General features: G+C 70.9%; 17 protein-coding genes. 5 read left to right on the top strand and 12 right to left on the bottom strand.

What is annotated here, in order from left to right; genetic code table 11:
- Window positions 1-84: 84 nt before the first annotated feature.
- Together ACQP2Y_RS38640 and ACQP2Y_RS38645 are read left to right on the top strand one after the other, a co-directional pair.
- Window positions 85-1,152, top strand: a complete 1,068-nt coding sequence (locus ACQP2Y_RS38640; RefSeq protein ID WP_360549532.1) for an ATP-dependent DNA ligase — start codon at window positions 85-87, stop codon at window positions 1,150-1,152.
- 66 nt (window positions 1,153-1,218) lie between these two features.
- Window positions 1,219-2,790 carry an alpha/beta hydrolase gene (locus ACQP2Y_RS38645; RefSeq protein WP_433721310.1) on the top strand — a complete coding sequence of 524 codons (1,572 nt, stop codon included), beginning with the start codon at window positions 1,219-1,221 and terminating at the stop codon, window positions 2,788-2,790.
- Here the strand turns inward: ACQP2Y_RS38645 and ACQP2Y_RS38650 are convergent.
- On the bottom strand, window positions 2,741-3,196 hold the full coding sequence (locus ACQP2Y_RS38650) for a potassium channel family protein (RefSeq protein ID WP_433721311.1): 456 nt from the start codon (window positions 3,194-3,196) through the stop codon (window positions 2,741-2,743). The genes ACQP2Y_RS38645 and ACQP2Y_RS38650 overlap by 50 nt on opposite strands.
- A 65-nt stretch (window positions 3,197-3,261) precedes the next feature.
- On the opposite strand from ACQP2Y_RS38650, the gene ACQP2Y_RS38655 reads away from it, so the two are divergent.
- Window positions 3,262-3,759 carry a GNAT family N-acetyltransferase gene (locus ACQP2Y_RS38655; RefSeq protein ID WP_433721313.1) on the top strand — a complete coding sequence of 166 codons (498 nt, stop codon included), beginning with the start codon at window positions 3,262-3,264 and terminating at the stop codon, window positions 3,757-3,759.
- Window positions 3,760-3,763: 4 nt separating this feature from the next.
- On the opposite strand, the gene ligD is transcribed toward ACQP2Y_RS38655, so the two are convergent.
- The 3 genes from ligD to ACQP2Y_RS38670 form a co-directional block, all read right to left on the bottom strand.
- On the bottom strand, window positions 3,764-4,789 hold the full coding sequence (gene ligD, locus ACQP2Y_RS38660; protein ID WP_433721315.1) for a non-homologous end-joining DNA ligase: 1,026 nt from the start codon (window positions 4,787-4,789) through the stop codon (window positions 3,764-3,766).
- Between the two features lie 79 nt (window positions 4,790-4,868).
- The gene (locus ACQP2Y_RS38665) at window positions 4,869-5,402 is read right to left on the bottom strand and encodes an LPXTG cell wall anchor domain-containing protein (protein ID WP_433721317.1); all 534 of its coding nucleotides are present in this window, start codon (window positions 5,400-5,402) and stop codon (window positions 4,869-4,871) included.
- A gap of 117 nt (window positions 5,403-5,519) precedes the next feature.
- Window positions 5,520-6,008 carry a PH domain-containing protein gene (locus tag ACQP2Y_RS38670; protein WP_433721319.1) on the bottom strand — a complete coding sequence of 163 codons (489 nt, stop codon included), beginning with the start codon at window positions 6,006-6,008 and terminating at the stop codon, window positions 5,520-5,522.
- A 76-nt stretch (window positions 6,009-6,084) separates the two neighbouring features.
- Here ACQP2Y_RS38670 and msrB point away from each other — a divergent pair, with 76 nt between their 5' ends.
- The gene (gene msrB, locus ACQP2Y_RS38675; protein WP_023561617.1) at window positions 6,085-6,489 is read left to right on the top strand and encodes a peptide-methionine (R)-S-oxide reductase MsrB; all 405 of its coding nucleotides are present in this window, start codon (window positions 6,085-6,087) and stop codon (window positions 6,487-6,489) included.
- Here msrB and ACQP2Y_RS38680 read toward each other — a convergent pair.
- The 6 genes from ACQP2Y_RS38680 to ACQP2Y_RS38705 all read right to left on the bottom strand — a co-directional run bounded on the left by ACQP2Y_RS38680 (window position 6,470) and on the right by ACQP2Y_RS38705 (window position 9,378).
- A complete protein-coding gene (locus tag ACQP2Y_RS38680; RefSeq protein ID WP_433721321.1) occupies window positions 6,470-6,955 on the bottom strand; it encodes a dihydrofolate reductase in 486 nt (161 codons plus the stop codon). The genes msrB and ACQP2Y_RS38680 overlap by 20 nt on opposite strands.
- Window positions 6,952-7,749 (bottom strand): thymidylate synthase, encoded by a 798-nt coding sequence (locus ACQP2Y_RS38685; protein WP_360549550.1) that lies wholly within the window; start codon window positions 7,747-7,749, stop codon window positions 6,952-6,954. Before ACQP2Y_RS38685 ends, ACQP2Y_RS38680 begins: the two co-directional genes overlap by 4 nt.
- A 71-nt stretch (window positions 7,750-7,820) precedes the next feature.
- The gene (locus ACQP2Y_RS38690; protein ID WP_360549552.1) at window positions 7,821-8,075 is read right to left on the bottom strand and encodes a hypothetical protein; all 255 of its coding nucleotides are present in this window, start codon (window positions 8,073-8,075) and stop codon (window positions 7,821-7,823) included.
- Between the two features lie 74 nt (window positions 8,076-8,149).
- Window positions 8,150-8,362: a DUF397 domain-containing protein gene (locus ACQP2Y_RS38695; protein ID WP_360549554.1), complete on the bottom strand. Its 213-nt coding sequence runs from the start codon at window positions 8,360-8,362 to the stop codon at window positions 8,150-8,152.
- A gap of 60 nt (window positions 8,363-8,422) precedes the next feature.
- Entirely contained in the window at window positions 8,423-9,028 is a 606-nt protein-coding gene (wrbA, locus tag ACQP2Y_RS38700) for an NAD(P)H:quinone oxidoreductase (RefSeq protein ID WP_360826699.1), read from the bottom strand.
- 74 nt (window positions 9,029-9,102) lie between these two features.
- Window positions 9,103-9,378, bottom strand: a complete 276-nt coding sequence (locus tag ACQP2Y_RS38705) for an isoamylase early set domain-containing protein (protein ID WP_360826702.1) — start codon at window positions 9,376-9,378, stop codon at window positions 9,103-9,105.
- Between the two features lie 76 nt (window positions 9,379-9,454).
- Between ACQP2Y_RS38705 and ACQP2Y_RS38710 the strand changes: the two genes are divergently transcribed.
- Window positions 9,455-9,898 (top strand): GNAT family N-acetyltransferase, encoded by a 444-nt coding sequence (locus ACQP2Y_RS38710; protein WP_433721323.1) that lies wholly within the window; start codon window positions 9,455-9,457, stop codon window positions 9,896-9,898.
- Here ACQP2Y_RS38710 and hemQ read toward each other — a convergent pair.
- Together hemQ and hemG are read right to left on the bottom strand one after the other, a co-directional pair.
- Window positions 9,895-10,602 carry a hydrogen peroxide-dependent heme synthase gene (gene hemQ, locus ACQP2Y_RS38715; protein WP_433721324.1) on the bottom strand — a complete coding sequence of 236 codons (708 nt, stop codon included), beginning with the start codon at window positions 10,600-10,602 and terminating at the stop codon, window positions 9,895-9,897. The two genes, ACQP2Y_RS38710 and hemQ, sit on opposite strands and share 4 nt — an antisense overlap.
- Entirely contained in the window at window positions 10,599-11,996 is a 1,398-nt protein-coding gene (gene hemG / locus ACQP2Y_RS38720; RefSeq protein ID WP_433721326.1) for a protoporphyrinogen oxidase, read from the bottom strand. The genes hemQ and hemG overlap by 4 nt, the downstream gene beginning before the upstream one ends.
- Window positions 11,997-12,015 lie beyond the last annotated feature (19 nt).

Consider the following 12,015-nt stretch of genomic DNA (forward strand, 5'->3'; position numbering starts at 1 on the left):
CCATACCCGGCGATCGGCCCGGCGAACTTGACGGACCGGTGCGTCCGGGCTTCCTTTCCGGGCGCGAACGGGGAGACTGGGCCGATGGACCTGCCGATCAACCCGCCCGTGAAGCCGATGCTGGCCAAGCCCGTCGCGGACATCCCCGCCGGGCAGCTCTACGAGCCCAAGTGGGACGGCTTCCGGTCGATCATCTTCCGCGACGGCGACGAGGTGGAGATCGGCAGCCGCAACGAGAAGCCGATGACCCGCTACTTCCCCGAGGTGGTCGAGGCGGTGCTGGCCAACTTCCCGGCCCGGGCGGTGATCGACGGCGAGATCATCGTGGCCGACACCGAACGCAACACCCTCGACTTCGAGGCCCTCCAGCAGCGCATCCACCCGGCGGCGAGCCGGGTCAAGCTGCTCTCCGAGCAGACCCCGGCCGGCTTCGTGGCCTTCGACCTGCTGGCGCTGGGCGACGAGGACCTGACCACGCGGCCCTTCGCCGAGCGGCGGGCCCGGCTGGAGCAGTGCCTGGCCGAGGCGAAACCCCCGGTGTACGTGACCCCGGCGACCGACGACCTGGAGACCGCGCGACGGTGGTTCGGCGAGTTCGAGGGCGCCGGGCTCGACGGGCTGATCGCCAAGGGCAAGGACCTGGGCTACGAGCCGGACAAGCGGGTCATGACCAAGATCAAACACAAGCGTACGGCGGACTGCGTCGTGGCCGGTTACCGCGTGCACAAGTCCGGCGAGAACCGGATCGGCTCGCTGCTGCTCGGCCTCTACGACGAGCGCGACGTGCTGGTCTCGGTCGGGGTCATCGGCTCGTTCCCGATGGCCGTCCGCGAGGAGCTCTTCACCGAGATGCAGCACCTGGTCACCACCTTCGAGGGGCACCCGTGGAACTGGGCCGCCCACGAGCAGGGCGAGCGCACCCCGCGCAAGAACGAGGTCAGCCGCTGGAACAACGGCAAGGACCTGTCTTTCGTGCCGCTGCGCCCCGAACGGGTGGTCGAGGTCCGCTACGACTACATGGAGGGTCTGCGCTTCCGGCACACCGCCCAGTTCGAGCGCTGGCGCCCGGACCGCGAGCCCCGTACGTGCACCTACGAGCAGCTGGAGCGGCCGGTCCGGTTCCAGCTCGCCGATGTGCTGACGAGCCGCTGAGCGAGGTTGTCAGACTTCTCGGCTAGCCTCGTGCGAGCAAGAGCCGATCGAGAAAGGCCGCGCACTGTGCCGCGTACCCCCCGCCTGGTCCTGGCCGCACTGGTCGCCGCGGTCATCGCGACCGCCGGTTGCACGCTGCCGGTCTTCGCCCCCGACGACCCCGACGGCGCCGCGCCGGTGACCACCGGCAGCAAGGCGCCGCCCGCGGTGCCCGGCACCCAGGCCCAGTGGACGCCCTGCCCGGACGTGCCGGAGAAGCTGGTCGGCCGGGCCGCGTCCGGCATGACCTACGACTGCGCGTCGGTGGCCGTGCCCCGCAACTGGGCGGCCCCGCAGTCCGGTGAGACCTACAAGGTCGCGATGATCCGGATCCGCTCGGCCACGCAGCACGACCGGATCGGCTCGTTGCTGGTCAACCCCGGTGGCCCCGGCGGCTCGGGCATCGACTACTCGGTCTACGTCTCCTTCGGCCAGGCGCTGGGCGGGCTGCCCACCGAGGTGACCGACCGGTTCGACATCGTCGGTTTCGACCCGCGCGGCGTCGGGCGCTCCGACCCGATCAAGTGCATCAGCAACAAGGACCAGGACGCCACCTTCGCGGCGGCACCGGATCCCGAGACCGAGGCCGAGTTCCAGGAGGTCGTCGCGCTCAACAAGCGCGTGGCCGAGGGCTGCGGCCAGAAGTACGGCCCCCAGCTCCCGTTCTTCTCCACCGAGCAGGCCGCCCGCGACATGGACGCGATCCGCGCGGCTGTCGGCGACCAGAAGACGACCTACCTGGGCCTGTCCTACGGCACCCTGCTCGGCGCCACGTACGCCCAGCTCTTCCCGGACAAGGTGCGGGCGCTGGTGCTCGACGGCGCGATCAACCCGAAGCAGGACTTCATCGCCGGCTCCGAGTCGCAGGCCAAGGGCTTCGAGCGGGCGTTCACCAACTTCACCACCTGGTGCAAGGCCAACGCGGCCAAGTGCCCGATCGCCCCGGACGCCCGCGGCGCGGTCACCGACGCCCTGGCCAAGGCCGAGGCGTCCCCGGTCGAGGGGCCCGACGGCCGCGAGGCCACCCCCGGCTGGATCTTCGTGGCGGTGATCTCGTCGCTCTACACCGAGTCCGGCTGGCAGCAGCTCGCCAAGGCGGTCGACGGCCTGCAGACCGGCGACGCCAGCGACATCTTCGACCTCGCCGACCAGTACGCCGACCGCAAGCCGGACGGCAGCTACTCCAACCTGTTCGACGCCAACCTCGCGGTGAACTGCGCGGACACCGCCGGCGCCCCCACGGTGGAGAAGATCCGCCAGCTGCAGGGCGAGTGGCGCAAGAAGTACCCGCTGTTCGGTGCGGCGCTGGCGATGGGCATGCTGCCGTGCACCTTCTGGCCGGGCGCCCGGGACCCGTACCCGGCCGGTGCGGCCACCGGCGCGCCGCCGATCGTGGTCGTCGGCACCACCGGTGACCCCGCCACGCCGTACGAGAACACCGCCGAGCTGGCCAAGATGCTCGGCACCGGGCAGGTCCTCACCTGGGAGGGCGAGGGACACACGGCGTATCCCAGCACCAAGTGCATCGTCGAGGCGGTCGACGGCTACCTCATCGGTCTGGAGCTGCCGAAGGAGGGGCTGCGCTGTCCGGCGCGGTGATCCCCTCCCGGGCGGCCAGCTCTGAGAGCAGCTGACGCACCTCCCGCAGGTTGTTCTTCAGCTCCTCCTGCTCGTCGTGCTGGAACGCGTCGTGATCGACGATGAGCTTGCTGGCGAACTGGGCCGTGATCAGCGGGACGACGATCAGCACCATGAGCGAGATGAGCAGGCCGGCCATCACCCGGCCCACGCCCGTCTTGGGGGAGATGTCGCCGTAGCCGACCGTCGAGGCGGTGACCACGGCCCACCACAGGGCGTCGCCGTAGGTCACCTTCTCGACGAAGTGGTAGATCACGCTGCACATCGCGATGAGCAGCGAATAGGACAGGATCAACGTGGGCGGCGAGTTGGCGAGCCAGACCAGCCCGCGGTAGATCCCCCGCACCGGGACCAACAGCAGTCGCATGCGGTCATCGTGCCCGTCCGGGGCCAGTCGGCGGCTCAGCCCGTCGGGCGTGTCAGGATGGCCGCGTGGCCCCCGTGATCTTCCGCAGCGCGAACCGAGCCGATGTCCCGGCGATCCTCGAGCTGCTCACCGACGACGAAATCGCCCGGTCCCGCGAGGCCGGCGTCGCGCCGTCGCCGGCCGGCGGGGCCGGTGGGCTCACTCCCGAGGCGGTGGACGCGGCCGCCTGGGCGGCGTTCGAGGCTATAGACGCGGACCCTCGTAACGAGCTGATCGTGGCGGACGAGGACGGCACGGTGGTCGGCACCTGCCAGCTCACCTTCACCCCGTCGCTGAGCCGGCGCGGCGCCGAGCGGATGACCATCGAGGCGGTCCGGGTGCGCGGCGACCTGCGCGGCCGCGGCATCGGCCGGGCGATGATGGTCTGGTCGCTGGAGCGGGCCCGGGAACGCGGCTGCGGCCTGGCCCAGCTGACCACGGACAAGCGCCGTACGGACGCCCACCGCTTCTACGCGTCGCTCGGCTTCGAGCCCTCACACCTGGGCTTCAAGCTCGCGCTTTAGCGGATCACCAGTTGGCCTCGTTCTTGCGGCTGGGCTGCACCCGCGGCGGCTCGCCGGGCATCTTGGGGTGGTCCGGCGGATACGGCAGGTCGCCGAGCCCGGCCTGCTCGTCCCGCGCCGACCACTCCAGCAGCGGCGCGATGTCGTGGGCGACCTCGTCGATCCCGGCGTGCGGGTCACCGATCTTGGCGAACCGCTCGGGCACGGTCCGCAGGTCGAAGTCGTCCGGCTCGACGTCGGGCAGCTCGGCCCAGGTCACCGGCGCGGAGACGGTCGCCCGGCCGTTGGCGCGCAGCGAATACGCACAGGCGATCGTCCTGTCCCGGGCCGTCTGGTTGTAGTCCAGGAAGACCCGCTCGCCGCGCTCCTCCTTCCACCACGCCGTGGTGATCCGGTCCGGGCTGCGGCGTTCCACCTCGCGGGCCAGCGCGATCGCCGCCCGGCGCACGTCCACGAAGGAGTGGGTGGGAGCGATCCGCACGTACACGTGCACGCCGCGCCCGCCGGAGGTCTTCGGGTAGCCGGTCCAGCCCAGTTCGTCCAGGACCTCGTGCACCACCCCGGCGGTTGTGATCACGTCGCGGAAGTCCGTGCCCGGCTGCGGGTCGAGGTCGATGCGCAGCTCGTCCGGCTGGTCCGGGGACGCGGCCCGCACCGGCCAGGGGTGGAACACGATGGTGCCCATCTGCGCGGCCCAGGCGACGTGCGCGAGGTCGGCGGGGCAGAGCTCGTCGGCGGTACGCCCGCTCGGGAAGGTGATCGTGGCGCTCTCGACCCAGGCCGGCACGCCCCGGGTGGAGATCCGCTTCTGGAAGAACATCTCCCCCTCGATGCCGTCGGGGAAGCGTTGCAGCGTCGTCGGGCGGTGGTCGAGCGCGCGCATGATGCCGTCGCCGACCGCCAGGTAGTACTCGAAGACGTCCCGCTTGGTGTAACCCCGCTGCGGGAAGACGACCTTGTCGGGGCTGCTCAGCCGTACCGGCCGGCCGGCGACCTCGACCTCGACGGCGGGTGACTTCGACGATGCCATGCCAAGACCTTAAGCCCGCAACGGCGAAGGCCGCCCCCGGATGTTCCCGGGGACGGCCTTACGAGGCAGTTGCCGCTGCTCAGGCGCTACGACGACGCCGGCCGTAGTACACGGCGGCCGCGCCGCCCGCGACCATCAGGCCGCCGAGCGCGATGGTGAGACCCATCGGCGCGCCGGTCAGCGGAAGCGTGCCGCCCGCGCTGACGCCGCCCGGGGTGCTCTGGCTCGGCGCCGGCGAGGTGGCCGGGCTCTCGCCGCCCGGCGGGACGGTGTCGACGCTGGCGGTCGGCGTCGACGGGCTCGGCGACGGCGTCGGGCTCTCGCCACCGTAGCCACCGCTGCCACGGGTGGGTCCGGTGCCGTTGTCGTCCGGCGTCGCACCGTTGTCGCCCGGCTTGTTGTCGCCCGGCTTCTCATCGTCGGTGTAGCCGTAGTCGCACTTGTCGCCACGCTGCACCTCGGAACACGGCGTGGTCATCACGGCGGGCTGCTTGGCGCGAGCGGCGGACTCGTCGCCCGTCGCGGCGGCCGGGGCCCCGGTGAGGGCCAGAGCGGCGAGGACGGTGACGCCGGCCGCGGGCAGTCCAGCGGCCAACCGGCGCGTCAAACTCATGAAGGGAATCCGTTCTGTTGCGGTAAGTCCGTCTTGGTCCGGTGGGAGCTTAGCGGCTAATGCCGGATTTGGTGGCATTGCCCCTCCGGCGAGTCCCCACCGAATAGGTGAACGGGCTCAGCTCGGCAGGCCGCCGAAGCGGTGACTGCGCCACAGGTGGGACAGCGCGAAGACCTTGAGCTCGAACTGCGGATCGGCGGCGAACAGCTCACCGCTGTACGGCGCCTGCAACTGCACGCTCGCGCCCGACTCCAGGTAGACGGAGACGACCGTGCGGGCGCCGCGGCGCTCGGCCCGCAGGTCCACGACCCGGCTCCACGGCTGCACCCCCGCGCCGAACGGGGTCACGGTCCGGATGCCGCCGGCGTCGATCTCGGTGCCCAGCCGCGGCCGCAACAGCACCCCGGCCAGCGCACCGACCAGCGGCGGACCGAACGCCAGCACCGCCCACACCCAGGCCGGTGGCGCTGTGGCCGCCGCCCAGGAGATGGCCACCATGGTGGCGAGCAGACCGGCCGACACTCCCACCACCGCACCGAGAACGCCGAGGTACATGCCACGGGCGAGGGCCTGCTGCCAGGTGGGGCTGAAACGCGTCGCATCCATGACCGTTCAACGGCTGCGGCCCGGCCCGTCGGCGCACTGGCGGTGCGCCACAGCCGTGCCGACGTACCTTTGGAGCATGGCAACTGACAAGACCACCCTGCCCACCACCGAAGAAGAGTGGCGGGTCCGCCTGAGCCCCGACGAGTTCCGGGTGCTGCGCCAGGGCGCCACCGAGCCGGCCTGGCGCGGCGAGTACGTCGACACCAAGACCGAGGGCACCTACGAGTGCCGGGCCTGCGGCGCCGCCCTGTACCCGAGTGACACCAAGTTCGACTCGCACTGCGGCTGGCCGTCGTTCGACGACGCCATCCCGGGCGCGATCAAGGAGATCGAGGACCGCAGCCTCGGCATGGTCCGCACCGAGATCCAGTGCGCCCGTTGCGGCAGCCACCTGGGCCACGTGTTCAAGGGCGAGATGATGACGGCGAAGAACACCCGGCACTGCGTGAACAGCCTGTCCATCAAGCTCGACCCGAAGTGAGCTCCTCCACGGTGTAACGCACGCCGGTGTCCGACGTCCTGGTGTCGGCACCGGCGGTGAGCTGCCATTCCGGCCCGAGCCGAGGGGCGAAGGTGTCCCCCTCGACGGCGAGGTCGATGCGGGTCCGCACGATGTGCCCGGCGTACGGCAGCAGCGCGGTGTAGACCGCCGCCCCGCCCATCACCCAGAAGTCGTCGTGGACCCGCAGCAGCTCGCCGACCGAACCGAAGGTCTCGGCCCCGGCGGCGGCCCAGCCCGGTTGCCGGGTCAGCACCACGTTGCGCCGGCCGGGCAGTGGTCGGAAGCGCTCGGGCAGCGAATCCCAGGTCGTCCGGCCCATCACCACGGTCGCGCCCATCGTGCGCTCCCGGAAGATCTTCTGCTCGCCGGGCACGTGCCAGGGGATTGCCCCCTTGGCGCCGATGACACCACCACGCGCCTCGGCCCAGATCATATGGATCGTCATACTGCGACCGGCGCACGCAGAGCCGGGTGATGCTGATAGTCGACCACCGAGAAGTGCTCGTAGGTGTAGTCGAAGAGCGACTCCGCCGGCGCGATCTCCAGCTTGGGGAACGGGTACGCGGGCCGGCTGAGCTGCTCGCGCACCTGCTCGACGTGGTTGGCGTAGATGTGGCAGTCGCCGCCCACCCAGATGAAGTCGCCGGGGATCAGCCCGGTCTGCGCCGCGATCATCTGCGTCAGCAGCGCGTAGCTGGCGATGTTGAACGGCACGCCCAGGAACATGTCGGCGCTGCGCTGGTAGAGCTGGCAGGAGAGCCGGCCGTCGGCGACGTAGAACTGGAACAGCGCGTGGCACGGCGCGAGGGCCATCTCGGGCAGCTCGGAGACGTTCCAGGCCGAGACGATCATGCGGCGCGAGTCGGGGTCGCGGCGCAGCGTGGCGAGCAGCTCGCTGATCTGGTCGACGTGGCCGCCGTCCGGGGTCGGCCAGGACCGCCACTGCTTGCCGTAGACCGGGCCCAGCTCGCCGTTCTCGTCGGCCCACTCGTCCCAGATGGTCACGCCGCGCTCGCGCAGCCACCGGGTGTTGCTGTCGCCGCGCAGGAACCAGAGCAGCTCGACCGCGACCGACTTGAAATGCACCCGCTTGGTGGTGATCAGCGGGAAGCCCTGGGACAGGTCGTAGCGCAGTCGCTCACCGAAGAGGCTGACCGTGCCGGTGCCGGTGCGGTCCGCCTTCGGGATGCCGGTCTCGAGGACCCGGCGCAGCAGCTCTTCGTACTGGGTGTCGACCATGGCGCCACGCTAGCGCCTCCGCCGCCCCGGAGCCGAGAGGGACCCGGGCGGCGGAGGTCACATCGCCACCACTAGTGAGCCCAGGACTCACTCATGGCCGAGATCTGCTGGTTGAGCTGCTGGAGGTCACGGTTCGGCTCCTCGCGCTGCTTGGCCGGGTCGACCGCGGCGAAACCGAGCTGAGTGCCGAGCTGCTGCCAGCGGGCGAACAGGATGGACTCCATGAGCACGTCCTTGACGTCCTCGTGGGCTGCCTCGAGCTCATGCACGGCGGCCTCGTACCGCTCCACCTTTTTGAGCAGGTCAGAACTCTCGTGAATGGTCATACCGGCAGGTTACCCAGAAATGAACCTTTTTCAGGTTGATATCCGGATACCGAGGAATGTCCGCCCAGGCCACGCTACAGGTCGAACTCGCCGTCCTTGGCGCCGCCGACGAAAGCGTCCCATTCGTCCGGCGTGAAGAAGAGCACGTCGCCGTCGGGCTTGCGGGAGTCACGGACAGCGACCCCGCCGTCCAGCAGGGCGACCTCGACGGCGGCGGCACCCGGCTGCGCGGTACCGCCGCTGCGGCGCCATACGGCGTTGGTCAGATCAGCCTCGAACTTTTTCACGCCGCACAGTGTGCCAAGTCACGGCCGCGGACGTAAGGGCTGTAACCGGTACGAGTGTCGTCAGTCCTTGAGCTTGCCGGCGACCTTGACGATGCGCTGGGCCAGGTGGTCGAGCGCGGCGTTCTCCGTGTCACCCAACGGGTTGTCGTTGTTGCCGCCGGTGACGTGCGAGACGCCGTACGGGTTGCCGTCGGCGAACTTCAGCGGGTCGGTGTACCCGGGAGCGACGACCACGCCACCGAAGTGGTAGATCGTGTTGTACAGCGCGAGCAGCGTCGACTCCTGACCGCCGTGCGCGGTCATCGAGGCGGTGAAGCCGGCGTACGCCTTGTCGGCGAGCAGGCCCTGCCCCCACTGCGGGCCCAGCGTGTCCAGGAACTGCTTGAGCTGGCTGGCCACGTTGCCGTACCGGGTGGGGGTGCCGAAGAGCACGGCGTCCGCCCACACGATGTCGTCGGCGGTCGCCTTGGGCTCGTTCTTGGTGCGGTCGAAGTGCTGGCTCCATGCCGCGTTCGAGGCGATGGCCTCCTGCGGCGCGAGCTCCGCCACCTGACGGAGGCGCACCTCGGCGCCGGCCTTCTCCCCCGCCTGGGCGATCCGCTCCGCCATGGCGTGGATCGTGCCGGTCGAGGAGTAGTACACGACTGCGAGCTTCACGTTAGCCACAAGGGCCCCTTCCGTAGTTGCTTGTAGCGTCAACTATTCCGGAAAGGCTTTCCCGGGCGCAGCGGAACGAAACGTCAGAGCACAAGTTCACTGCCGTGCGGCCCGACCGCGTCGGCGTGCTCGTCGTCCAGCCACACGCCGTCGCTGGCGAGATACCGGAAGCGGTAGTGACCCGGCTCCAGCCGCACGGTGACCGTCCGGGTGCCGTCCCGCCGGTCCTTGAGCTCGTGCAGCCCCGGTTCCCAGTCGTTGAACGTGCCGACCACGCTCACCGGCCCGGCCGGGGCGTCCTTGGGCAGGCAGAACGTCACCCGGGTCTTGTCGCCGAAGAGCTTGCTTCGCTTGATCATTCTCGCCTCCAGAGTGCGCGGCTCCTCCTGCACCAACGGGCGAGGGTGCGTTTCGGTGACGCCTAAAATCCGACTCATGCATCCGGAGCCCCGAGACGAGATCCGGGTGGCGTCGTTCCGCGACCTCGACGCCACCACCCTGTACGCGATCCTGAAGCTGCGCGTCGACGTGTTCGTCGTGGAGCAGAAATGCCCGTACCCGGAGCTGGACGGACGCGACGACGAACCCGGCACCCGCCACGTGTGGCTGGCCCGGGGCGACGAGATCCTCGCCTATCTGCGGATCCTCGACGACGGCGGCACCGAGCGGATCGGCCGCGTGGTGACCGCCGCGAACGCGCGCCAGGGTGGCTTCGCGAGCAGGCTGATGACCCACGCGCTCGAGGTGATCGGCAACCGGCCGAGCAAGCTGGAGGCGCAGGCGTATCTCACCGGCTTCTACAGCCGCTTCGGCTTCGTGCCGACCGGACCCGAGTATCTGGAGGACGGCATCCCCCACGTACCCATGAAGAGGTCCTAGGGCAGGGCAGCCACGAGCTCGGTGACCGAACGGCGGCGACCGGTGTAGAACGGCACTTCCTCGCGGACGTGCCGGCGGGCGGTGGACGCGCGCAGGTCACGCATCAGGTCGACGATGCGGTGCAGCTCGTCGGCCTCGAACGCCAGCATCCACTCGTAGTCACCGAGCGCGAACGAGGCGACCGTGTTGGCCCGCACGTCCGGGTAGCCGCGGGCCATCTTGCCGTGCTCGGCCAGCATGAAACGCCGCTCCTCGTCGGGCAGCAGATACCACTCGTAGGACCGGACGAAGGGGTACACGCAGATGTACGGGCGGGCCTCCTCGCCGGCCAGGAACGCCGGCAGGTGGCTCTTGTTGAACTCGGCCGGGCGGTGCAGCGCCATCTGGGACCAGACCGGGGCCAGGTGGCGGCCCAGCGCCGTCCGGCGGAAGAGCCCGTACGCCTCCTGCAGCGCGTCCGGCGACTCCGAGTGCCACCACACCATGATGTCGGCGTCGGCGCGCAGGCCGGCCACGTCGTACGTGCCGCGCACCACCACGTCCTTGCCGAGCAGCTGCTCGAACAGCGCGTCGACCTCGCTCGCCAGGTCCTCGCGCAGGGCCGGCAGCGGCGACGCGACCTTGAAGACCGACCACATGGTGTAACGGATCGTCGCGTTCAGTTCCTTGACCCGCGCGGCGTTGGTCTGCGGCTGATCGGTCATCGCTCCTCCAGGTGTTTCAGGACGTCGTCCGCGGCGCTCTCGCCGCTGGCCACACAGGCCGGAATGCCCACCCCGTCGTACGCGGCGCCGGCCAGCACCAGGCCGGGCCGGTCGCTGAGCGCCGCCCGGGCCAGGGCCACCCGGTCGAGGTGCCCCGGGGCGTACTGCGGCAGGCCGCCACCCCAGCGTTGCACCCAGGTCTCCACCGGCGGCGGCAGCTCGCCGCCGAGCAGCCGGCCCAGCTCGGCGTGGGCGGTCGTGGCCAGCACGGGATCGGGCGGTTGCAGCCGCTGCTCCTCGCCGGCCCGGCCCAGCGAGGCCCGGATGATCACCGGACCACCCTCGCGACGCAGGTGCGCCCACTTGTGGGTGAAGAACGTGGCCGCCTTGACCAGGGTGCCCTCGGTCGGCGGCACGAGGAAGCCGGACAGGTCGGGCAGCGGAGTGCCGGGCGGCAGCGCCATGGCGATCAGCGCGACGCTGGCGTAGTCGAGCGCCTCGATCTCGGCGGCGGCGGACAGGTCCACCCCGGCGAGCATCCGGGCGGCGGGTCTGGCCGGCACGGCGAGCACGACAGCGTCGACATCGTCGGTCTGCGGCGCCGGGACCGGGCCCAGCAGCAGCCGCCAGCCGTGCGGGGTGCGGGCGATCTCGCGGACCGGCAGGCCCAGGCTGATCCGCGCGCCGGTGGCAGCCGCCGCAGCGGCAACCAGCTGGGTCATCCCACCGTCGACCGCGCCGAAGACCGGGCGGCCGGGCACGCGGGCGGCGGCGGCCTGAGCGGCGCGCACGGCGGCGGTCAGGGTGTGCTCGGTGCGGGCGGCGCGGGCCAGGGCGGGCATGGTGGTGGCCAGGGAGAGGCGGTCGGCGCGGCCCGCGTACACGCCGCCCAGCATCGGGTCGACCAGCCGGTCGGCGACCTCGTCACCGAAACGGGCCCGGACCAACGCACCCACGGCGACATCAGCGCCGGGATCAAGCAGCGGACGGCCTTCGTCGCGGTCCAGGCCGGCGGCCGGCCGCGCGACCGCGCCGAGCAAACTCAGATCCCCGGGTACGCCGACCAGCGTCCCCTTCGGCACCGGCTGCAACACGCCACCGATCGCCAGGGCAGCCGGAACGGCGGACGGGTGCACGATGCGGTCACCCAGCCCGAGCCGCCGCACGAACCGCACGGCCGCGGACTCGCCACCGTCGGGCCCACCGATCAGGAAGGACTCGGCCCCCCGCTCGACGGTGCTGCCGGCCAGCTCCCCGGTGCGCAACTTGCCACCGAGCCGCCCGGACTGCTCGTAAATGATGATCTCGGTGTCGGCGGGCGCCCGGTCCCGGATCCGCACGGCAGCAGCCAGCCCGGCGATCCCGCCGCCGACGACCGCAACCCGCTTCCGCACAGACCAACATTGTCAGGTC

Origin of the sequence: Actinoplanes sp. CA-051413 (genome assembly GCF_050955795.1) — a bacterium.
Taxonomy (GTDB): Bacteria; Actinomycetota; Actinomycetes; order Mycobacteriales; family Micromonosporaceae; genus Actinoplanes.

Bases quoted from the DNA above. Each gene is read 5' to 3' on its own strand.
- ACQP2Y_RS38640 (WP_360549532.1), top strand. From the start codon at position 85: ATGGACCTGCCGATCAACCCGCCCGTGAAGCCGATGCTGGCCAAGCCC.
- ACQP2Y_RS38650 (WP_433721311.1), bottom strand. From the start codon at position 3,196: ATGCGACTGCTGTTGGTCCCGGTGCGGGGGATCTACCGCGGGCTGGTC.
- ligD (WP_433721315.1), bottom strand. From the start codon at position 4,789: ATGGCATCGTCGAAGTCACCCGCCGTCGAGGTCGAGGTCGCCGGCCGG.
- ACQP2Y_RS38665 (WP_433721317.1), bottom strand. From the start codon at position 5,402: ATGAGTTTGACGCGCCGGTTGGCCGCTGGACTGCCCGCGGCCGGCGTC.
- ACQP2Y_RS38670 (WP_433721319.1), bottom strand. From the start codon at position 6,008: ATGGATGCGACGCGTTTCAGCCCCACCTGGCAGCAGGCCCTCGCCCGT.
- msrB (WP_023561617.1), top strand. From the start codon at position 6,085: ATGGCAACTGACAAGACCACCCTGCCCACCACCGAAGAAGAGTGGCGG.
- ACQP2Y_RS38680 (WP_433721321.1), bottom strand. From the start codon at position 6,955: ATGACGATCCATATGATCTGGGCCGAGGCGCGTGGTGGTGTCATCGGC.
- ACQP2Y_RS38685 (WP_360549550.1), bottom strand. From the start codon at position 7,749: ATGGTCGACACCCAGTACGAAGAGCTGCTGCGCCGGGTCCTCGAGACC.
- ACQP2Y_RS38690 (WP_360549552.1), bottom strand. From the start codon at position 8,075: ATGACCATTCACGAGAGTTCTGACCTGCTCAAAAAGGTGGAGCGGTAC.
- ACQP2Y_RS38705 (WP_360826702.1), bottom strand. From the start codon at position 9,378: ATGATCAAGCGAAGCAAGCTCTTCGGCGACAAGACCCGGGTGACGTTC.
- ACQP2Y_RS38710 (WP_433721323.1), top strand. From the start codon at position 9,455: ATGCATCCGGAGCCCCGAGACGAGATCCGGGTGGCGTCGTTCCGCGAC.
- hemQ (WP_433721324.1), bottom strand. From the start codon at position 10,602: ATGACCGATCAGCCGCAGACCAACGCCGCGCGGGTCAAGGAACTGAAC.